The organism is Flavisphingomonas formosensis (genome assembly GCF_009755815.1).
GTDB lineage: Bacteria > Pseudomonadota > Alphaproteobacteria > Sphingomonadales > Sphingomonadaceae > Flavisphingomonas > Flavisphingomonas formosensis.
This window is the reverse complement of sequence record NZ_WRPK01000019.1, coordinates 28,568-49,020: the sequence shown is the minus strand read 5'-3', so window position 1 is coordinate 49,020 and position 20,453 is coordinate 28,568. Positions and strand designations below refer to the sequence as shown.

17 protein-coding genes are annotated in these 20,453 nt (G+C 63.6%); 13 read left to right on the top strand and 4 right to left on the bottom strand.

Going from position 1 to position 20,453, the window contains the following annotated elements; genetic code table 11:
- Window positions 1-7: 7 nt before the first annotated feature.
- From GQY20_RS30825 to GQY20_RS30810, 4 genes are all read right to left on the bottom strand, one after another.
- Window positions 8-2,314, bottom strand: coding sequence for a TonB-dependent receptor (locus GQY20_RS30825; protein WP_198351318.1), 2,307 nt, complete (start codon window positions 2,312-2,314; stop codon window positions 8-10).
- A gap of 193 nt (window positions 2,315-2,507) precedes the next feature.
- Window positions 2,508-3,881: an amidohydrolase family protein gene (locus GQY20_RS30820; protein ID WP_157221015.1), complete on the bottom strand. Its 1,374-nt coding sequence runs from the start codon at window positions 3,879-3,881 to the stop codon at window positions 2,508-2,510.
- 26 nt (window positions 3,882-3,907) lie between these two features.
- Window positions 3,908-5,293 (bottom strand): metal-dependent hydrolase family protein, encoded by a 1,386-nt coding sequence (locus GQY20_RS30815; RefSeq protein ID WP_198351317.1) that lies wholly within the window; start codon window positions 5,291-5,293, stop codon window positions 3,908-3,910.
- 276 nt (window positions 5,294-5,569) lie between these two features.
- Window positions 5,570-6,244 carry a TetR/AcrR family transcriptional regulator gene (locus tag GQY20_RS30810; protein ID WP_157221013.1) on the bottom strand — a complete coding sequence of 225 codons (675 nt, stop codon included), beginning with the start codon at window positions 6,242-6,244 and terminating at the stop codon, window positions 5,570-5,572.
- 195 nt (window positions 6,245-6,439) lie between these two features.
- Between GQY20_RS30810 and GQY20_RS30805 the strand changes: the two genes are divergently transcribed.
- The 13 genes from GQY20_RS30805 to GQY20_RS30750 all read left to right on the top strand — a co-directional run bounded on the left by GQY20_RS30805 (window position 6,440) and on the right by GQY20_RS30750 (window position 20,453).
- A complete protein-coding gene (locus tag GQY20_RS30805) occupies window positions 6,440-7,735 on the top strand; it encodes an SLC5/6 family protein (protein ID WP_157221012.1) in 1,296 nt (431 codons plus the stop codon).
- Between the two features lie 26 nt (window positions 7,736-7,761).
- Entirely contained in the window at window positions 7,762-9,879 is a 2,118-nt protein-coding gene (locus GQY20_RS30800) for a TonB-dependent receptor (protein ID WP_198351316.1), read from the top strand.
- A 30-nt stretch (window positions 9,880-9,909) separates the two neighbouring features.
- A complete protein-coding gene (locus GQY20_RS30795; protein ID WP_232476345.1) occupies window positions 9,910-11,127 on the top strand; it encodes a metal-dependent hydrolase family protein in 1,218 nt (405 codons plus the stop codon).
- Window positions 11,128-11,148: 21 nt separating this feature from the next.
- Complete coding sequence (locus tag GQY20_RS30790; RefSeq protein WP_157221009.1) at window positions 11,149-12,714, top strand: hydantoinase/oxoprolinase family protein; 1,566 nt, start codon at window positions 11,149-11,151, stop codon at window positions 12,712-12,714.
- 31 nt (window positions 12,715-12,745) lie between these two features.
- Window positions 12,746-13,843 carry a DUF917 domain-containing protein gene (locus GQY20_RS30785; protein WP_157221008.1) on the top strand — a complete coding sequence of 366 codons (1,098 nt, stop codon included), beginning with the start codon at window positions 12,746-12,748 and terminating at the stop codon, window positions 13,841-13,843.
- A 49-nt stretch (window positions 13,844-13,892) separates the two neighbouring features.
- The gene (locus GQY20_RS30780) at window positions 13,893-15,161 is read left to right on the top strand and encodes a cysteine desulfurase-like protein (protein WP_198351315.1); all 1,269 of its coding nucleotides are present in this window, start codon (window positions 13,893-13,895) and stop codon (window positions 15,159-15,161) included.
- A 217-nt stretch (window positions 15,162-15,378) separates the two neighbouring features.
- The gene (locus GQY20_RS30775) at window positions 15,379-16,248 is read left to right on the top strand and encodes an SDR family oxidoreductase (RefSeq protein WP_157221007.1); all 870 of its coding nucleotides are present in this window, start codon (window positions 15,379-15,381) and stop codon (window positions 16,246-16,248) included.
- A 115-nt stretch (window positions 16,249-16,363) separates the two neighbouring features.
- A complete protein-coding gene (locus GQY20_RS30770) occupies window positions 16,364-17,179 on the top strand; it encodes a universal stress protein (protein WP_232476344.1) in 816 nt (271 codons plus the stop codon).
- 77 nt (window positions 17,180-17,256) lie between these two features.
- Complete coding sequence (locus GQY20_RS30765) at window positions 17,257-18,264, top strand: efflux RND transporter periplasmic adaptor subunit (protein WP_157221006.1); 1,008 nt, start codon at window positions 17,257-17,259, stop codon at window positions 18,262-18,264.
- Between the two features lie 9 nt (window positions 18,265-18,273).
- Entirely contained in the window at window positions 18,274-19,512 is a 1,239-nt protein-coding gene (locus GQY20_RS30760) for an ABC transporter permease (RefSeq protein WP_157221005.1), read from the top strand.
- Window positions 19,509-20,192, top strand: a complete 684-nt coding sequence (locus GQY20_RS30755; protein WP_157221004.1) for an ABC transporter ATP-binding protein — start codon at window positions 19,509-19,511, stop codon at window positions 20,190-20,192. Before GQY20_RS30760 ends, GQY20_RS30755 begins: the two co-directional genes overlap by 4 nt.
- Window positions 20,182-20,310, top strand: coding sequence for a hypothetical protein (locus GQY20_RS32910; RefSeq protein WP_269769802.1), 129 nt, complete (start codon window positions 20,182-20,184; stop codon window positions 20,308-20,310). Before GQY20_RS30755 ends, GQY20_RS32910 begins: the two co-directional genes overlap by 11 nt.
- Window positions 20,307-20,453: a hypothetical protein gene (locus GQY20_RS30750; protein ID WP_157221003.1), complete on the top strand. Its 147-nt coding sequence runs from the start codon at window positions 20,307-20,309 to the stop codon at window positions 20,451-20,453. The genes GQY20_RS32910 and GQY20_RS30750 overlap by 4 nt, the downstream gene beginning before the upstream one ends.

Below are 20,453 nucleotides of genomic sequence, written 5' to 3'. Positions count from 1 at the left end.
GACCCGCTCAGAAGCTCTTGCTCAATTCGATACCGATGGTGCGCGGTGTATTGGTGATCTTGGTGGTGGGCGTGTAGGGGCTGGCGGTGAGATAGACGTCGCCGGCCTTATCGAACACATTCTCGACATAGACGGTCGCGCTGAATCCGGAATCCTGATTCTGCGCCCCGACCCTGAGATTCACGAGGCTGAAGCCGTGCTGCACGCGGTAGCTGCTCGTGCCCGGCCGGAAATCGGTCGCCGACGGACCCTTGTAGCTATAGTCGGCCCGCACGAAGCTTTCCCAGCGGCCGCCCGGAATAGCGACCGTATATTGCGCGGACGCGTTCGCCGTCCATCCGGGGATGCGAGGGATCTTGTCGCCCTTGCGCCCGGGAGCCGCGATGTCGTCGCTCACCTGATTTTCTGTCAGCTCGCGCTTGGGCAACCAGTTGAAGCCGCCGCTCAGCTCCAGCGCGCGGGTCGGCCGCGCCTGCAGTTCGAGCTCCATGCCCTCGATGCGGGCCGCGCCGGCATTGCCGATGAAGGCGAAGGAGTTGGTCGGATCCCGGCCCTGCACCTGGATGTTGTTCCAGTCGATCCGGTAGAGTGCCAGATTGGCGATCAGCCGCCGGTCGAACCAGGTGGATTTGACGCCGATCTCATAGTTCCACAGTGAGTCCGACTTGTAGCCGATCGGCACCTGCACGACGCCCGACTGGTTCGTCCCGCCGAGGCGGAAGCCCTGCGATGCCAGCGCGTAGATGGTGATATCGCGTGTCGGCTTGATCGAGATCTGGCCCTTCTTGATGACGCGCGATTCCCCGAACTTGCGATCATACGGTGCGGGGAGCGTCGAGCCGAATGTGGGGAAGTTGAAGCTCGTGCTGCCATAATCATGCTGATCGGCGCGGAACCAGCGGGCGCCGCCCATGATTTCCAGCCAGGAAGCGATATCATAGGTCACTTCCCCGAATACCGCCTTTTCCCTGATAGTCCGGGTGTTCGCGCGGGCAAGCGCGCACGGATTGCAGCCCTCGATGCCCGCGCCAGGCATCGGGGAGAAGCCGGTTGGCGGATAGCCGGGATCGAAGGGGAGCCCCGTCTGCTGATCGACGATCGGTGAGTAGCTGATGAAGTCGGAATTGCGGTCGCGATAGAAGAATCCGACGAGATATTGGAGGGGGCCTTTCGTGGACGAGTTGAGCCGGGCCTCGAAGGTCTTCTGGTTGATGCTCTGCGTCTGGTTGGTCAGTTCCGGAAACAGGTCGGGCCGCATGCAGGCATTACCCGCCGGCGGACAGTTCGCGCCCGCCGGCCCGATCCCGAGCGAGATGACTTGAAAGGTGTTGTCGCGATAGAATTGTAGCCGGCGCTCATAGATCGATCCGGTGATCGTCGCCTGGGCGAAGCCGAGATCGCCATTGCCGGTGAGCGAGAAGATGCGCTGCGTGTCCGGGCGGGGCGTCTGGACGTAGGCGCCGCTTTTGAACTTGCCCGTGGGAACGGCGGTGAACGCCGGCGGATTGTCGAGATAGCCCGGATTACTCGTGTCGCCGGAAACATGATAAGAGTCATAGGGGCTGTAATCGCTGGCACCGTGGGTGCTGCGATGCTGGATCCATACCATTCCGTCGAGGGTGAAACCCGGCGCCGGCTGGAAGCGGGCGAGCGCGCGAACGCCGTAATTGTCGTCGCTGTTGATGTTCTTGCGGTTGAAGCGGACCGCGTCGACATAGCCGCCGGTGTGGACCGTATAGCCGACGAGCCGTATGGCGAGCAGATCGTTCACGATCGGCGCGTTTGCCATCGCATAGGCGCTGCCACCGGCATTGCCGTGGTCGACTGTCTCGATCGAAAGCTGCGCCGATCCTTCAGCGCGCTCCAGATTGGGTTTCTTGGAAATGAAGCGGATAGCGCCGGTCTGGGAGTTTGCGCCGAAGGTCGTGCCCTGCGGGCCCTTCAGCACCTCGACGCGTTCCATATCGTAAAGCTGCAGGTCGCCGATCTGCGAACCGCTGTCGCCGCTCGAGCTCTGGATGCCGGGTACCGGCACCTCGTCATAATAGACCGCAACCTGCTCCTGCCCGGCGGACTGGATGCCGCGCAGCGTGTAGCGCTTCAGGCCGGGCCCCTGATCCGTGAAGGTCAGCCCGGGGACGGAATAAGCGAAATCGGCAAACTTCGTCGCGCCCATCTTGGCGAGAGTGTCGGCGCCGAGCGCGGAAATCGAGGCCGGAACATCCTGCAGGCGTTCGTCTCCGCGCTTGCGGGCGGTGACGATGATGTCGCTGCCCGCGTCTGCGGAAGCCTGGCGGGAGCTGTCCTGGGCCATCGCCGGATATGCCGTTGTGCCCATCAAGAGGATCAACGTTGTCGCTACATGCAGTCGTTTCGTTCGTGTCACGGTGTTTCCCCTACCCTGCCCATGGGAAGCTTCCTGCGAATATATATTATTTCATATGATATAAATCTTTATACTTAAACTAAATGAGCGACCCTCTCTTTTGGGCGGGCCCTCCGGACGATCAGGGCCGACCGGTGAAGCGCCGCTTCTGGGGGCCTCCGGCAAGCGGCAGCTTGCTTTCGTCGATGATCGCCCCGTTCTTCACGACGAAGGCGATGTCCTCGCTATTGTCGATGCTGTCGATCGGATTGGAGTTCAGGAGGACGAGATCGGCAAGCTTGCCCGTCTCGACGGAACCGAGCTCGTCGGCCTTGCCGAGAAACACTGCGCCGTTGAGCGTCGCGATCTTGATGACCTCGAGCGCGGGTATGCCCGCTTGGACGAGCAGCTCCATCTCGCGATGCGCGGCGGGGCCGCTCGACTGATCGGTGCCGAGCGCGGCAACGCCGCCGGCGGCGACGATCTTGCGGATATTCTCCTCGCAGATCGGCGTCATCAGCTTCATCCACCAGGTCCAGCTCCGCGCCTTGTACTGCGCGAGCGTCTCGGTCTTCAGCTTCTGGCGCTCGGCGGCGCTGACCGAGGCGACATAATCGGGCCGGTCGAGATATTCGGGATGCTCGACCAGCCGACTGTAATTCTCGCCGATCGTCAGCGTCGTGGCGAAGGGTGTCTTGCGTGCCGCCATCAATCGAACGAAGTTATCGCTTACCGGCCCCTGGATGTCGGGATGGGCGAGCGTGTCGATACCGGCATAGATCGCCTCGATCGCCCGCTTCTCGTTCGAGACATGGACGGTCGTGCGGATGCCGTGCTCGTTATAATATTCGATGATCTGCTGCAGCAGATCGGTCGGCATCAGCGTGATCATCGGGCGCGCGCCCCAGCCTTCCTCATCATAAGTCAGCTTGAGCATGTCCGGCTTCTGCTCGGCGATATGCTTGTCGAGGAGCGCCTTGTCCTTCTCGAAATCGCTGATCCGCACCGCCATCGCATCGCCGTGGCTGCCCGGATAGGTCACCAAATTGCCGGTCGCGAAAATGCGCGGGGACTGGATTTCGCCGGCGCGTTCCGCCCGGCGCATCTCCAGGATGTTCTCCGGCTGGTTGCCCGCGTCGAAGACGGTGGTGACGCCTTCGTAGATATAGCTAGCCAGCGAGGAGAGGGCGAGCTGGCGGTCGACCTTATGGGTGCCGTCCGGATTCTTCTCCGGCTGCCAGCCGCGCAGATGGATATGCACGTCCATCAGCCCCGGGATCAGATATTTTCCTGTCCCGTCGATGACGTTGCCTTGCGGCGCGCCAGCGGCGGCGCTCGGCGTGACGGTCGTGATCCGCTGCCCGTCGACGACCACCGTCATGTCGGGCTGCGGCGCCCGGCCGGTACCGTCGATCACGGTGACGTGCTGGATGGTATAGATCGCGGCCCGTGCGGCGGTGCCGGACAGCGCGAGGGCGGTCGCGGCCCCTAGGAGCAGCAGCTTTGCACGCTTCATCGGCGTTATCCTCTATCGTTCGTTGATCAATAGGCGTCCTGCACATCGAACGTGTCGATGCGCGCTTCCTGCTGGAGGCCCTGCTCGAGCCCGCCCTGCTTGAAGACGATGCCGTCGCGCATCACGAACGGCACGTCGAGCACCGCCTTGATGTCGTCGAGCGGGCTCACCGCCATGGCGACGACGTCCGCGTCCATGCCCGGCTCGAGCGATCCCACGCCCTTGATGCCGCCTGCGAGCGCCGCGTCCGAGGTTCCCGCGACGAGCGACTCCATCGGAGTCATCCCGCCATTTTCGACATACTCGATGAATTCATGGGCGTTCTGGCCATGCGGATAGACTCCGGCATCGGTGCCGAGGGCGATTTTGGTGCCGATCTGATGCGCCATATGGACGAGGATCTTCGGCTGCTTGCCGAGCCGCATCACCTTGGCCAGCGAGACCGGCGGAAGATTGCGCAGCGGGCCGTTGCGCACCTTCTCCGGTGTGTCGCCGACATAGTCGATTGGCCACACGGTCGGCACCAGCCATATGCCCTTGGCCTTCATCGCTTTCAGCGTCTCCGCGTCGGCCCACATGCCATGCTCGATGGAATCGAAGTTGGCGCGCACGCAGGCGTCGATCGCGTCCTTGCCATGCGCATGCGCTGTCACCTTGCGGCCAAGCGAGTGTGCCGTCTCGGCGATCGCCTGCAACTCCTCGTCGGTGAACTGCTTGTCGGTCGGCGCGTCGGATTCGTCGAGCGTGCCGCCGCTCGCCATCACCTTGATGACGTCGGCGCCGCGTTTTACGGCATCGCGAACCGCCTTGCGGCAGCCGTCGGCCCCGTCGCAGACGCCCCGCCTTATCATCGCGGCCATCACTTCCTCGCGATAGCCGTGATTGTCCGCATGGCCGTCGGTCGGGCTGATCGGATCGCCGGATGCGAGGATCTTGGGGCCCGGCACCAGCCCGTCCTTGATGGCGTCGCGCAGCCCGAGCACCGTATATCCGGTCGATCCCAGGTCGCGCACGGTCGTGAAGCCCGCCATCAGCGTGGTGTTGGCATTCTTCGCGCCGACGAGGGCGAAATAGGTGTCAGGCTTGCGCAGGGTAAGTCCCCTGTCGCCGGCACCCGAGAGATGCACGTGAAGGTCGATGAAACCGGGCATCACGAACATGCGCGTCAGGTCGATGACCTTGGTGTCCGCAGGCAGGCCGAGCGCGGCAGCATCGACGAAACCGGGGCGTACATCCTTTACCTTACCCTCGACGACGACGAGCGTGGCATTCTTCAATGGTGCCTTGCCCGGCGTCTCGAGCAGCTGGCCGGCGTGGATGATCGAAGGGGGAGGGGCCGCAATGGCGGGCAGCGGAAGCGCCGCCGTTCCCAGAATGCACGCGAAGGCAGTTCGCAAAATTCTGCGATTCATCATTGCGCCCCTTTTCTCTCACGCGACTCAGCTTCGATGGCCGATCGCGAAAATCGACAGAAGCATATGATTTTGGATGTGTCGTCGCAAGGCGCTTCTGTGGCGAAGCGGCGGAAAGAGGCTCGGAAGGTCAGTTTCGGCCTCCTGCGTAACCGCATTGCGGTCCGGCTGACCCCGTATCCCGGATATAAGAAACGCCTGTGATTCGAGCCTGCTACGTCGTGTTCCCGTCTCGCTGCGTAAGGGGCGACATGCGCAGAAGGGGGACGGAAACGGTCAGCCGCAGGCTCTTACCAGAGTCAGGCTTCTATCCCGGATATAGGGACGGAATATCGACATCAGCACGTCATATCCGCCCTGCAGATCCTGCTCGTCCGGCGTTTCCTGGAGCGTGTCGACATAGTTGATCCAGTTTTCGGAAAGCACCCACGTGCTGGTGATCAGATGCTCGAGGTGGGCGTCCTTCCGGGGCAGGATCATGTGACCATTGTCCACCAGCGAGACCAGAAATGCTTTCAAGGATTCCCTTCGCTTGATCCGCAGATCATTGAACCTGTGGCGAAGAATGGGATCATCCTTCAGGAGATTGACTATCTCGCGATAGAAAAAACGATATCGCCAAATCATATGCAGCTGACGAAGGAACATGAATTCAATATGTTCCAATGTCGGATTGAGATGATCATCCTTCCACTCTATGATGATCTCGTCGCGCATTTCAGAGAATATATCGAGGATGATCTCGCTCTTTTTGCTGTAGTGGTAATTAAGGTTGCCCTTGCTGATGCCTGACTGCGCCGCAATCCGGTTCGTCGATATGTTTGGCGATCCGTATCTGTTAAACAGATCCAGCGCATTCACTATTATGCGCGATTTCGTTTCTTTCGATGCCATTCTTTGCAACCCACCGCTTGCAGTTCGCCCCTCCTTCAGGCGTTTTTCTTGGTGCACATGCCTGCTTTAGGCCGATAGCCCTAAGCTTGCTCTTCCCGATCGGTTCGGATGCCGTGCATCCTTTGCCTCGAGGAGTGCAGCCCATCCAATGATATTGGTCGGTATCCTGTCAAGACGCATGCACGCGGTTGCCACGGCCCGCAGGCGCGGTGCCCATCCCGGTTCGCCCGTCGGACCGGTCGGGTGGCCGCGATGAGCGCGCCCACGCCACCGCGCGCCGTGCAAGGCGCGGGCGCTCCGCCGACGGTCAATGGGCTGCGCATCGCAATGATATTGATGGGCGCGCTCATCGCGCTGCCCGCGTTCGTGATGGGATCCGAGCTCAACGAGGCGCTCGGCACCGGGCGGGCGATCGTCGCCAGCATCGGCGGCGGCTTCGTCCTCGCCTGCATCGCCACGGCGGCCGCCGTCGTCGGCGCCCATTCCCGTCTTAGCAGCTACGAGCTGATCGTCCTGGCCTTCGGCGAGACCGGCGGCAAGCTGATCAACGGCGTGCTCTCCATCGTCATGGTCGGCTGGTTCGCGGTGGTCGCCTCCCTCTTCGGCGACGCGGCGCTTCAATCCGGCGCGGACATCATCGGCGTGGGCGCGAAAGGATGGGTCGCAATCGGATGCGTGCTGATGATCGCCACCACGCTCATGGGCTTTCGCGCGCTCGACATACTTGCGACGCTCACGACGCCGCTCAAGCTTCTCCTGCTGGCGGTCACGGTTGGCGTGGCGTTGTCGCGGACGACGGCGGCCGGCCTGTGGGAGGAACCGGTCCGGCCGGCGCTGACGCTGGGCGGCGGCGTATCCTTCGTGGTGGGCGGTGTCATCGTCGGCGCGCTGCTGACGCCCGACCTCGCCCGGCTTGCGACGACGCGCCTGCAGGCGGCGCTTGCCGCCTTCCTCGCCTTCGCGGTCGGCCAGCCGCTCGTGCTCGTCCTCGCCGGCATCCCGGCCCGGCTGACGGGCGAGTCCAACCTGGTCGAAATCATGGTGAAGCTGGGGCTGGGGCTGCCTGCGGTACTGGTCGTGATCCTCGCGGCCTGGTCGAGCAACGCCTATAATCTTTACGCCATCACGCTGGTCTACCGCACGCTGTCTCGGCAGCCGCTGTGGCGGCTCGCGGCGTTCGGCGGCGCGTTCGGGGCGGTGATGGCGCTGGCCGGCATCGCCGTGCGCCTTACCCCCTATCTCGTGCTGCTCGGCATCGCGATCCCGCCGATCGCGGGCGTCTATCTGTCCTCCTACTATTCGCATTGGTGGCTCGGCAGGCCGCAGCTGAAAGTGGCCTGGCGGGGTGCCAGCATCGCCGCTTGGCTGGTCGGAGTGACGCTCGCCGCGCTCGAATCGCCACTCGGCTTCTCGCTCACCGGCATGGTCGCGCTCGATTCGCTGCTGATCTCGATCGTCACGTATGTCCTGTTTCACCGAATGACCGAGCCCGCAAGACGGCCTGGCAATGATCCGCTGCGCGGCGTGCGCGGCGATGGGTCACTCTAGATCTCAACATGAAAAGGGGTGTGAAAATGGCGGATTCCAGATCCGAAACCGTGTTTCTGAGGTTGGGTGCGAGCGTGATGGCGATTGCCGGAGCGCTGATCGCGGCGCCGGCCCTCGCGCAAGACGAACAGCTGCAGGCCGAGGCCGGATCCGCCAGCGCGTCCGACGGCGCCATCATCGTGACCGCGCGCCGTCGCGAGGAGGCGTTGCACGACGTGCCCGTCGCTGTGTCGGTGGTGAGCGGCAAGTCGATCGAGGCGGCCGGCATCCGCCGGGTCACCGATCTCACCGCGCTGGTGCCCAATCTCAGCATCAATTCCGGCTATCGCCAGGGGTCGCTCTGGATCAGCCTGCGCGGCGTGCCATCGGTTCAGGGCGGCGAGCCGCCGGTCACCGTGCTGATCGACGGCGTTCAGGTGCCGGGCCAGGATTTCATCAACGAGGAACTCAACGATATCCAGAGCGTGCAGGTGCTGCGCGGCCCGCAAGGGGCGATCTATGGGCGCGGGGCGATCGGCGGCGCCATCCTGATCGACACCAATCGGCCGACCAACGATTTCACGGGCAAGGCCGATCTGCTCGTCGGCCGGCACAACGACGTGCGCGCGACGGGCGTCATCTCCGGCCCTTTGATCCAGGATCGCGTCTTTGCCCGCCTCTCGGTGCTGGCGCGGCGCACCGACGGTCTCCAGCCCAATTTCACGACGGGCGATTATGCCGACGCGGGACATGGCTTCAATGTCGGCGCCCGGCTGCTCTTCGATCTCGGCAACGGCTTCACGATCGATCTCAACGGCCGGCATCAGCATGGCAAGGACGGCGCCTCCTATGAATATCTGGTGACCGACGCCAATCGTTACGACTACGATACGGTAGGCACCGTCAATGATCCGAACGTCACCGACAATCATACGATCAACGATATCTCGGCGAAGATCGAAAAGGTCTTCCCGGGCGTGACACTGACGTCGATCACCCAATATGCGCGATCCTCGTCCAAGGTGTTCGGCGATACCGATTTCACCGCCGAACATATCGTGCTGCAGAACAACCGCGTCACGATGAAGGCGGTCAACGAGGATCTGCGGATCGCATCAAACGGCAGCGGTGCGTTAAGCTGGATGGTCGGCGGCTTTTTCCAGAGCCGCGAGGTTGTGAACAGCCTGCTCGTCTTCGGCGATCCTAAGGGCCCCACTCCCGGCGTCGTCTCGCAGGACAGCGACCAGCATGACAAGAGCCTCGCCTGGGCGGTCTACGGCCAGGCGACGGCGAAGCTGCCCGCTGGCTTCGAGCTGTCGGGCGCGATCCGGTACGACAGCGACCAGCGCAAGTCCTTCGATCCGCTGCAGACCGACACCTTCGTGCGCAAGACCTTCACGTCGGTCCAGCCGCAGGTGACGCTGAAGAAGGTGGTGACGGACAACATCAATATCTACGGCACGGTCGGCAAGGGTTTCCGCAGCGGTGGTTTCAATCCCTATGCGGATACGATCACGCTCGGCGTCAGCCGCCTCTATAAGCCGGAGACGAGCACCAATTACGAGGTCGGCGTGAAGACCAAGTGGCTCGATGGCCGTCTCACGCTCAACGCCACCTATTATCATACCGATTTCAAGAATCAGCAGCTCTTCTTCATCAGCGTCACGCCGGTGGCGCGCGACATCTACAATATCGATCGCACGAAGATCGACGGAGGTGAGCTGGAGCTCAACTACCGCCCGGCCAGCGATCTGACCGTCTCGGCCAGCCTCGGCATCAGCGACAGCCGCATCAGCAGGTTTGCCGCGGCGCCGGCGGTATCGGGCAACCGATCGCCGATGTCCTATTCGGAGACCGGCAATGTCAGCGTCAGCTACACACCGAAGATCTCGGAAAAGACCGGCCTGATCTTCTATGCCGACTGGGATCATCGCGGTAAAATCTACTGGGATGCCCAGAATGATTACAAGACGGGGTCTGCCGACACGTTCAACGGCCGGATCGGGCTGTCGTACAATAGCCTTGAGTTGTCCTTCTACATGCGCAACATCACCGACAAGCGTTTCCCCGTACTCTTCCAGGCGAATGCCGCCGGCAGCGGCGTGCACGGCCAGCTGCTCAACATGCCTCGAACCTACGGGATCGAGGTGAAGGCATCCTTCTAGATGCCGGCTGGAAACGGAGCGTCGCGATCGATGATTCTCGACAATTGCCGGATATTCGACGGCGTGTCCGAGACGGTGGGAGCGGGACGATCGATCCGCGTCGAGGACGGGCTGATCCGGGAAATCGCGGATCGGCCCCTCGCCGGGGGCGAGGATCGCATCGATCTGGGCGGGCGCTTCGTGATGCCCGGGCTGATCGATGCGCATGTGCATGCCTATGGTTCGGACGGGAATCTTTCCAACATCGACCGCACCTATCCGGCGCTGCGCGCGTTGCAGGCACGCCGGATATTGGAGGACATGCTCGCCCGCGGCTTCACCACCGTCCGCGATGCCGCCGGCGGCGACATCGCGCTTGCCATCGGAACCGAGCAGGGGCTGATCCGCGGCCCGCGCTTCTTCTATCCAGGGCTCGCGATCAGCCAGACCGGCGGCCATGGCGATCCGCGCGCGCCGGATCACTATCCGTTATGCAGCTGCGCCTATTGCGGATCGGCGACGATGGTGGCGGACGGGGTCGACGAGGTGCGCAGGGCGGTGCGCGAGCAGCTGCGGCGCGGCGCGCACCAGATCAAGCTGTTCGTCTCGGGCGGCGTGCTGACGCCCAGCGACCCGCTGTGGATGAACCAATTGTCCGACGAGGAGATTCAGGCGGCGGTCGCCGAGGCCCGGTCCCGCCGCGTCTATGTGATGGCGCATGCGCATACCAACGAGGCGGCGCTGCGCTGCCTGCGCAACGGCATCCGGTCGATCGAGCATGCGACGATCCTGGAGGAGGATGGCGCCCGCGCCATCGCGGCGACTGGCGATGCGTTCGCCGTGCCGACGCTGGTGATCACCGACGTGCTCAGCCGGCGCGGGCCGGAGCTCGGCTTGACGCCGGCGATGCGTGCCAAGGCCGCCGAGGTCGCGCGTCATGCGCTCGCCTCGCTCGACCTGCTGCGCACGGCAGGGGCGCGGATCGGTTTCGGCACGGATCTGGTGGGCGATGCGATGGATCAGCAGGCGCGGGAGTTCGTCCTGCGCGCCGACGTCTGCCGGCCTATCGAGATCCTGCGCTCGGCGACGTCGATCAACGCCGCGCTGCTGCAGATGGAGGGCCGGCTGGGCGTGATCGCACCTGGCGCCTTTGCGGACATCATCGCCGTCGATGGCGATCCGCTGGCCGATATCGCGGTGCTCGGCAGGCCCGAGCGGACGCCCTTCATCATGAAGGGCGGCGAAATCTTCAAGAACCTGGTGAACTGATAGGCGAACGGATCAGATATAATGCGTGATATCCTAAGGTTGGGTTTCGATGTCGGCGGCACGAACACCGATGCCGTGCTGATGCTGGGCAGGGAGGTGCTCCACACCGCCAAGAGCTTTACGACTGCCGACGTCCGCTCGGGCGTCGTCGATGTCGCATCGCGTATCCTTCGCGACTGGGGCGGCCCGCGCGAACGGATCGAGGCCGTGATGATCGGCACCACCCAGTTCGTGAACGCGTTCGTCCAGCGGCGGGGGCTGGCGCCGGTCGCGGTCATCCGCGTGTCGCTGCCCAAGGCCGACGGCGTGCCGCCCATGGCGGGCTGGCCGGACGATGTGGTGGAGGCGCTGGGATCGTCGGTCCACATGGTGGGCGGCGGCTCCTTCTACACCGGCGAGGAATATGCGCCGCTCGATGTGTACGCGGTCCGCGCGGCCGCGCGCGAGGCCGCCGCCCGCGGGCTGCGTTCCTTCGCCATCTCCGCCAATTTCGCGCCGATGCGGCCGGACATCGAGGAACGCGCGGCGGCGATCGTCCGCGAGGAGGTGCCGGATGCCACCATCACTCTTTCGGCCCAGCTCGGCGGCCTCGGCCTGATCGATCGCGAGAATGCGACGATCGTCAACGCCTCGCTCGCCGATCTGGGCAGGAAGGTCGTGCAGTCGCTCATCGAGGCCTTTGCCGAGCTCGACATCCATGTGCCGATCTTCATCAGCCAGAATGACGGGACGCTGATCACCACCGACGAAGCGCAGCGCTTTCCCATCCTGACTTGCTCGGCCGGGCCCACCAACAGCATCCGCGGCGCGGCGTTCCTGACCGGGCTGAGCGAGGCGATCGTCGCCGATATCGGTGGCACCACCACCGATATCGGCTTCCTGCGCAAGGGCTTCCCGCGCGAGACGACGGCGGCCAACTATATCGGCGGCGTGCGGACCAATTTCCGCATGCCTGACGTGCTCTCGATCGGGCTGGGCGGCGGCAGCTTGGTCCGCCAGCGCGCGGATGGAGCCATTCGCGTCGGTCCCGACTCGGTGGGCTTCCGGCTCCAGCAGGAAGGCCTGGTGTTCGGAGGCGACACGCTGACCACCACCGACATCGCGGTGCGCTCACAGGGGATTGCGCTCGGCGACTCCGGCAGGGTCGCGCATCTCGATGACGCGTTCACCGAAGCCGCGCTCGACGCCATCCACCAAGCCGTGACCGATGGGATCGATCAGGTGAAGACGAGCTCTCAGCCGATGCCGCTGATCCTGGTTGGTGGAGGCAACATCCTGATTTCGCGGGATATCAAGGGCGCATCGCAGGTGCTCCGGCCGAAGCATGCCGAGGTGGCGAACGCCATCGGCGCCGCGATCGCCCTGGTGAGCGGCCGCGTCGACCGGCTGTACGACCTGTCCTCCGGCGGACGCGAGGGTGCGCTGGCCACCGCCAAGCAGGAGGCGCTGGCCGCCGCCGTCCAGGCGGGCGCCGATCCCGATGCGGTCGAGGTGGTCGACGTGACCGAGCTGCCGCTCACCCACATGAAGGCCGGATCGGTGCAGATCAGGGTTCGCGCCGCCGGTCCGCTCGCGACCCTGCGCTGAACGCTGTCATTTCCTTTCATTCGAGGTTCCCGTGATCAAGATCGATAACGCCACGGACATCAAGGACATCGCGCGGGGCGCCGTGCTGCTCGGCACCGGCGGGGGCGGCGATCCCTATGTGGGCGAGCTGTTCCTCCAGGCGCAGCTCAAGAAGGGCAATGCTCCGCGGGTCGTGCGGCTGGAGGACGCGCCGGACGATGCGCTCGTCATTACCATAGCGGGCATCGGCTCGCCGTCCGTGATGCTCGAACATCTGGCCAGCGAGAAGACGCTGCTGGAGATATTGCGCCGCGCCGAGCGGCTTTACGGCCGGCCGGTCGACATGCTGATCAGCTGCGAGATCGGCGGCGTGAATTCGATGTTCCCGCTGGCCCTGTCGGCGATCAGCGGTCTGCCGGTGCTGGATGGCGACGGCGTCGGCCGCGCGATCCCGCGCACTGAGATGTCGACCTTCAGCATCTATGGCTGCCCGGCGACGCCGGGCCTGATCCTGGATGAATCCGGCAATTCCGTGGTTATCGAGACGGTGAACGATCTCGATGCCGAGAAGGTCGTCCGCGCGGTCACCAGCGCGCTCGGCGCAAGCGTCTTCGGCGCTTTCTATCCGATGACGGGCGCCGAGGTGAAGCGGGTGGCCGTCAACGGCACGCTCACCAAGAGCCAGGAGATCGGCCGCTGCATCCGCGAGGCGCGGGAAGGATCGCTCGATGTGTTCGACACGCTGCTTGGGCATCTCAACCAGGATGGCCGCTTCGCCACGATCCTGTTCGACGGCAAGATCGTCGACGTCACGCACGAGACGCGGGGCGGCTGGCATTGGGGGCGGGCGACGCTGAAGCCGCTGTCCGATGCGGACGACGTCTTCACCGTCGACATCCAGAACGAGTTCACCGTCGCGCGCCGCAACGGCGAGACGGTGACCATCGTGCCCGATCTCATCACGATCCTCGATCGCGAATCCGGCGAGCCGATCACGGCGGAGCGCCTCGCCTACGGACAGCGCGTCAAGGTGATCGGCTACAGCGCCGACCCGCTGCTGCGCACGCCGGAGGGGCTTTGCGTCATCGGGCCGCGCAACTTCGGCATCGACGAGGATTATCGTTCCATCGAGGAGCTGACGAAGAGCTGAGGCCCTTTCGGTCTCGGACCATATCCATCACCAGAAAAGCGAGTATTTCGTGGGACAGGAACAGATTGCCAATGACGCGGAGCGGTCCTCGCCGTTCCCGATCGAAGAGGTTCGCGCGCAGTTTCCGGCGCTGGCCGAGCCTTTTCTCTATTTCGACAATGCCGCCGGCGCGCAAATCCCGCAGCGTGTGCTCGATGCGGTGACGCATCATCTCCTGCACAGCAATGTGCAGAGGGGCGGGCGCTACCCGAAGAGCGAGGCGGTCGACCGGGTCATCGCCGAGGCGCGCGCCAAGGTGGCGCTGCTGCTCAACGCGGCCGATCCGGAGGAGGTGGCGTTCGGCATGAACGCGACCTCCTTCATCCGCACGATCAGCCTCGCCATCGGCCAGTCGCTGCCACCACAGCGCAACGAGATCGTCGTCACCGATCTCGATCACGACGCCAATGTGGCGACCTGGCTGGCGCTGCGCGACATGGGGGCCAGGATCGTCTTCTGGCGCATGCGCGACGACTATCGCCTGCACGTCGAGGATCTGGTGCCGCTGCTTTCCGAACGCACGCGGCTGGTTGCCTGCACCGCAGTCTCGCACGCGCTGGGCACGCTGGTCGATATCACGTCCGTCGCCGCGGCGGCGCACGCGGTCGGCGCCGAGATGTTCGTGGATTGCGTCCATTACACGCCGCATGCGCTCGTGGACGTGCAGGCATGGGGTTGCGACTATCTCGTCTGTTCGGGCTACAAGGCGTTCTCGCCGCATATGGGCTTCCTCTGGGGGCGCCGCGAAAAGCTGCGCAGCCTGCCCACCTTCCGCGAGGATTTCATTCCCGACGAGCCACCGTACAAGATCGAAGCCGGCACGTTCATCTACGAGAATGTGGCGGGTATGGCTGCCGCAGTCGATTATCTCGGATGGCTGGGCGGGAAGCTGCTACTTCCGGGAGCCTCAGCGAATCCCCGCGCCAAGATCGAGGCCGCGATGGCCGGCATCGCGGGATATGAGAGGAGGCTATCCGCTGCCCTGCTGGAGGCGCTCCGCGGTTGCGATGCCGTCATCTACGGCACACAAGAGGTTGAAGAACGGGTGCCGACGATCAGCTTCAATGTGAACGGAATGGCGCCGGCCGACGTCACGGCCGCGATGGCGGCCAAGGGAATTGGTATACGTGATGGCCATATGTATGCCCCACGATTGATGGGGAGGCTGGGTCTCGCGATGGACAGCGGTGCCGTTCGCGCTTCCTTGGTTCATTATAACCGCCTGGATGAAGTCGAGCATTTTTCCGAGGTTCTCCGCTCCCTGATCGCCAGACAATGAGGAGGAATGCCGCCCGGCTTCTCGTTCCCTGTTGATGTGGACCTATCGCCGTTCCGGCACTCCCTGCACAGAACATCAGCTAACCTATGTAATTCGAAGAATTCGGCGGGCGCGCACGCCGCACGCTTCGGCAACTTCGCTGCTCGTTCGAGTATTCGGAGGGGAACTCCGCTGGAGCTGGAACGCTTCGTGCAAATGCGTCAAGGAGTGCCGGCTGATGAGCGACGAAACCCTCGAAGCGGTCAAACCGCCCCTCCCCGAGCAACGGCAGGAGGTTCCCGGACGCACGGACGAAATGGACCCTCGCCCGGATCATGGCGAGGAAAGCTATCGCGGCTCCGGCCGCCTTGCAGGCAAGAAGGCGATCATAACCGGCGGAGACAGCGGCATCGGCCGCGCAGTGGCGATCGCATATGCGCGCGAAGGCGCTGATGTACTCATCGCCTATCTGAGCGAAGACGAGGACGCTCAAGAGACCGCCCGCTGGATCGAACAGGCTGGACAAGAGGCAGTGCTGGTTCCGGGCGATATCAGCGCCGCCGCGCATTGCCGCGCGATCGTCGACAAGGCCGTCGAGGCGTTCGGACGGGTCGATATCCTCGTCAACAACGCCGCCCACCAGATGACCTACGAAAATCTCGAGGACATTCCGGACGAGGAATGGGACAAGACCTTCGCTATCAACATCCACGCGATGTTCTATCTGGCCAAGGCCGCGCTCCCGCACATGAGGGAGGGCAGCGCCATCATCAACACGACGTCGGTAAACGCCGATACGCCGAAGCCGACACTGCTGCCCTATGCAACGACGAAGGGCGCGGTCCAGAACTTCACCGGCGGCCTTGCGCAACTGCTGGGCCAGAAGAAGATCCGGGTGAATTGCGTCGCGCCGGGACCGGTATGGACGCCGCTGATCCCTTCCACCATGCCGCCCGACCAGGTGAAGGAATTCGGCAAGAGCACGCCGCTCGGGCGCCCTGCGCAGCCCAGGGAACTGGCGCCTGCCTATGTGATGCTCGCGACCGACGAGGCGAGCTATATCTCGGGCGCTACAATCGCCGTTACGGGCGGCAAGCCTATTCTCTAAGCCTTTGATAAGTGGTCTGATTTTCCAAACGGATGGGAATACATCCGTTTCGGTCCGTCTAAGTACCATCCCGCATATCGACTACGAAAGCGCTCCCATAGCGTTTCGACAAGTCATGGTGGAGGCGGTGATGAAGAATATTCTTCTCTTGGTGCATGACGATGAAGGTCAGGAAGCCCGCTTGCAGGCGGCACTGGATTTGACGCGGGCGCTCGACGGCCATCTGAGCTGCATCGACGTCGCATTATTTCCTGCGATGGTGGGGGATATCTACTCACCCGGCATTGCCGAAGCGATGCTGCTCACCGATGAGCGCGAACGCGAGGGCAAGAACAAGACCACCCTCGAAGCGCGCCTCGCGCATGAGGATGTCTCCTGGGACTGGACGGATGTCACGGGCAATTTCGTCGATGGTGTTTGCGACGTCGCGATGCTCTCGGACGTCATCGTTCTGAATCGTAAGCTCGATCAATTTCCCTATCCCGACATGCGCGACGTGGCGAGCCGCATCCTGATGCATGCCCGGGCGCCCATCGTTGCCATGCCCGATGATTGCAAAAGGCTTGACCTCGAGCGGGCCCTTGTCGCCTGGGATGGCCAGGCGTCCGCGGCAGCGACACTGCGTGCCTGCGTGCCGCTCTTGCAGCGTGCCGAGGCGGTCGAAATCTTCACGGCGCGGGACGGCAGCGAGAAGGTCGAACCGACGCTTGCCGCCGAATATCTGTCGCGTCACGGTGTGCATGCCACCGTGCATATTATCGAGGATGGTCTCCACGCCGCCGATCGGTTGATCGAGGCCGAAGCGATCACGTTCGGTGCCGATTATGTGTTGATGGGCGCCTATAGCCATGGGCGGTTCATGGAAACGTTCGGCGGCGTGACCAAGCGAATGCTCGGCAACGCCCAGCTGCCGCTCATTCTTGGACACTGAGCCCGCCGGGAAGGGCGGGTTGAGTGCGCGCCCTCCTTCTCGTGCAACTTTCCATTTTCCGGAGTCATGATGGCGCCATGACGCGCGCGCGCCTTGCCTGGCTGAGCGTTGGCGCTCTTCTGGTAGCTTTGCTGCTGATCGCTGGGGCGTATCTGCTTCTGCGGCCCACCCGCGTCCCGGTTGTCGGGCCTCACCGGGGTCCTGCCGTCGAACTCGTCTATGCAACCGGCTTCGTCGAACCCCTGCAACCGGTCGCGGTCGCCGCGCGGCTTACCGCGCCGGTGAAGGCGGTGCTGGTGGGGGAGGGCGATAGGGTGCGTCGGGGGCAGGCCCTGCTCACACTTGACGATACCGACCTGCGCGGCAGCTATGCGCAGGCGCACGCCCAGAGTGTCGGCGCCACACTCACCGAGCAGAGGATCGTCACTCTCTATGGCCAGGGCTGGACGACCCGCGCGGATCGCGACGCTGCGGTTGCCAACGGCGAGGCCGCTCGCGCTGCGGAACGCACGGCCGCCGCCAAGCTCGGCCAGAATGTGGTGCGAGCGGGCATTGACGGCATCGTGATCAAACAGGACATCCAGCCGGGCGAACTCGCCGTCCCGACGCGAACGCTCATGCTGCTTGGCGATCCGCGGCGCGCGCGGATCACTGCAACCGTCGATGAGCGCGACATTCCCCGCGTGCATGTTGGGCAACGCGCGCTGATTTCTTCCGATGCATGGCCCGGCCGCGTCATCCGCGCACATGTCGCCGAGATCACGCCGACCGGGGATCCGGAGCAGCGCGCTTTCCGGGCGCGACTCCTGCTCGACGACGACTTCGTCCTCCCGCTCGGTCTGAGTCTCGAGGTCAACATCGTCTCGCGCTACGTTGCGGATGGGTTGCTTGTTCCTTCGTCGGCGATCGACGGCGACTATGTTTGGCTCATCGTCAATGGCCGCGCGCATCGCCAGCGTGTAGTGCTCGGCATTCGAGGGCTGCATAGCAGCGAGGTTCGCGGCATCGCACCCAACGCTCGGATTGTCGATACCCCGGACGGCCGCCTGCAGGAAGGCGCGCGTGTCGCTGCCGCAGACCACTAGCCAACGCCAGTGCCACTCCTTCTCTACATAGCGATCAGACATCTCGCCAGACGCAAGCGGCAGAGCGTGGTCGCCGTCATCGGCGTCGCTGTCGGCGTCGGGTTTTTTCTGGCTGTTTCGGCGCTTATGGTCGGGAGCCAGAACGATTTCATCACCCGCCTCATCGACGCAGCCCCACATATCGTAGTGACCGATGAGATCCGGAGCCCACGGCCTCAGCCCGGGACAATCGTCTTCGGACAAGGAGCTGTGATGCTGCGACATTTCAAGACCCGCACCGAAGCGCGCGGGATCAAGGATTGGCCGGCGCTCGTCGCGTCCGCCGAGATCCTATCCGGGTCGATTGCCTCGGCCAGCCTGAGCGGTGGTGTCACCCTTAAACTTGGTGGACATGACGAAGCACTCGGTGTGATCGGCATCGATCCCGAGAAGGAGATCCGGGTCAGCACGATAGAAAGCAACCTGCGTGCCGGGCATCTCCGCGATCTGGAAACGACGCAGGGCGGCCTCATCGTTGGGGAGGAACTCGCGGCACGCCTTGGCGTCGGCATGGGCGATGTCGTGGCTGCGACCTCGGCCTCGGGCGCGACCCGGTCGCTCAGGATCGTCGGGCTGCTGAAGCGCGGCCAGACCGCAGTCGCCGAAACTTCGGGCTATGTCCTGCTACGCGAAGCACAGTCACTGCTCGAACGACCCTTCATCATCAATCGGATCGGGATCAAGCTGCGGGACCCCTATGCCGCCGACAGCGTCGCCAAGCGGCTCGAGGCACGGTTCGGCTATAAGGCGCAAAGCTGGCAGGAGCGCTCATCCGATATCCTTTCGGTGCTCGTAACGCGGAACGTCATCATGTACACCGTCGTCTCCGCCATCCTTCTGGTCGCGAGCTTCGGTATCTATACCGCTGTGTCCACCAGCGTGTCGGACAAGCGCCGCGACATCGCCATTCTGCGTTCGATCGGCTTTTCGCAAAGCGACCTGCAACTCGTTTTCGTCATAGAAGGCCTGATTGTCGCGGTCATCGGTATCGTGCTGGGCTGGGCACTCGGCTTTGGCCTCATGTCGGCGCTCGGATCGCTGCGCTTTCCTGTCGCGGGCGAGGATCAATATCTTCCGCTCGATCATGGCGTGCGGCAATATCTGATTGCGGCGACAGCGTCTCTGATCGCTGGAATTATAGCCGCTTGGTTGCCCGCTCGCAAAGCGGCCCGGGTCGATCCCGTCGATATCCTGCGCGGGGCGGCATGATCGCGCTCGAAGCCCGCAACGTGGTGCGCATGCTGGGGGGCGATCCACCTACCACGCTTGTCGACGATGCCTCGCTTGCCCTGGAGCGCGGTCGGTTCACGACGATTATCGGACCATCTGGATGCGGCAAGTCCTCTCTGCTCTATCTCCTGGGTCTGCTCGATCGCCCCACCAGCGGCACCCTGCTCGTTGACGGCGAGGACGTGACGTCGCTTGGCGGGGACGCGCGCGCGCTGCTGCGGCTGGAGCGGTTCGGCTTCGTCTTCCAGTTCCACTTCCTGCTCCCCGAGTTTACCGCGCTCGAAAATGTTCTATTGCCGATCCGACGTCTGGGATCGCTTGATGCACCGCAGGCTGCTGCGCGAGCACAAACGCTGCTCGGGGCCGTTGGACTCGCCGGCAAAGAGGGCAAGACACCGGACCGGTTGTCAGGCGGGGAGCGCCAGCGGGTCGCGATCGCCCGGGCGCTTGCCAATGACCCTCAAATCATCCTCGGCGATGAACCCACCGGAAATCTCGACAGCAAGAATGCGGCAGTCGTCGTCGAAATGTTCAAGACCTTGGCCCACGAGGAAAACCGTGCCGTGGTCTGCGTGACTCATGACCCCAACATCGCGGAGGCCGCCGATGTGAGGATCGCGATGCTCGATGGTCGCATAGCCTCGATCGATGGAAAATGAACTGGTCGTCGAACCGGTGAATTTGCGCCCGTTTTTGGACGACAGGCATCTGACGGAAACCGATCCTGAGGATTGTCGTCAGACTGAAACCTTGGCACACAAGGAGAAAGCAGCATGACAACCGACCCCGGCAGCCAGCTGTCCGACCCCATCACACCGCAGTCATCACCTGAAAGGCCTGTTTCACCGGAAATCGAACCCGCCAATCCGCGCCCGCCCGAGATCGTGCCCGTCGCGTCAGAACGCGACAACTCCCAGTGA

What these genes read in the sequence shown, in the direction of transcription:
- GQY20_RS30750 (WP_157221003.1), top strand. Translation starts at nt 20,307, where the DNA reads ATGACAACCGACCCCGGCAGCCAGCTGTCCGACCCCATCACACCGCAG.
- GQY20_RS30805 (WP_157221012.1), top strand. Translation starts at nt 6,440, where the DNA reads ATGAGCGCGCCCACGCCACCGCGCGCCGTGCAAGGCGCGGGCGCTCCG.
- GQY20_RS30775 (WP_157221007.1), top strand. Translation starts at nt 15,379, where the DNA reads ATGAGCGACGAAACCCTCGAAGCGGTCAAACCGCCCCTCCCCGAGCAA.
- GQY20_RS30820 (WP_157221015.1), bottom strand. Translation starts at nt 3,881, where the DNA reads ATGAAGCGTGCAAAGCTGCTGCTCCTAGGGGCCGCGACCGCCCTCGCG.
- GQY20_RS30755 (WP_157221004.1), top strand. Translation starts at nt 19,509, where the DNA reads ATGATCGCGCTCGAAGCCCGCAACGTGGTGCGCATGCTGGGGGGCGAT.
- GQY20_RS30815 (WP_198351317.1), bottom strand. Translation starts at nt 5,293, where the DNA reads ATGAATCGCAGAATTTTGCGAACTGCCTTCGCGTGCATTCTGGGAACG.
- GQY20_RS30825 (WP_198351318.1), bottom strand. Translation starts at nt 2,314, where the DNA reads ATGGCCCAGGACAGCTCCCGCCAGGCTTCCGCAGACGCGGGCAGCGAC.
- GQY20_RS30795 (WP_232476345.1), top strand. Translation starts at nt 9,910, where the DNA reads ATGATTCTCGACAATTGCCGGATATTCGACGGCGTGTCCGAGACGGTG.
- GQY20_RS32910 (WP_269769802.1), top strand. Translation starts at nt 20,182, where the DNA reads ATGGAAAATGAACTGGTCGTCGAACCGGTGAATTTGCGCCCGTTTTTG.
- GQY20_RS30800 (WP_198351316.1), top strand. Translation starts at nt 7,762, where the DNA reads ATGGCGGATTCCAGATCCGAAACCGTGTTTCTGAGGTTGGGTGCGAGC.
- GQY20_RS30770 (WP_232476344.1), top strand. Translation starts at nt 16,364, where the DNA reads ATGGTGGAGGCGGTGATGAAGAATATTCTTCTCTTGGTGCATGACGAT.
- GQY20_RS30790 (WP_157221009.1), top strand. Translation starts at nt 11,149, where the DNA reads ATGCGTGATATCCTAAGGTTGGGTTTCGATGTCGGCGGCACGAACACC.
- GQY20_RS30765 (WP_157221006.1), top strand. Translation starts at nt 17,257, where the DNA reads ATGACGCGCGCGCGCCTTGCCTGGCTGAGCGTTGGCGCTCTTCTGGTA.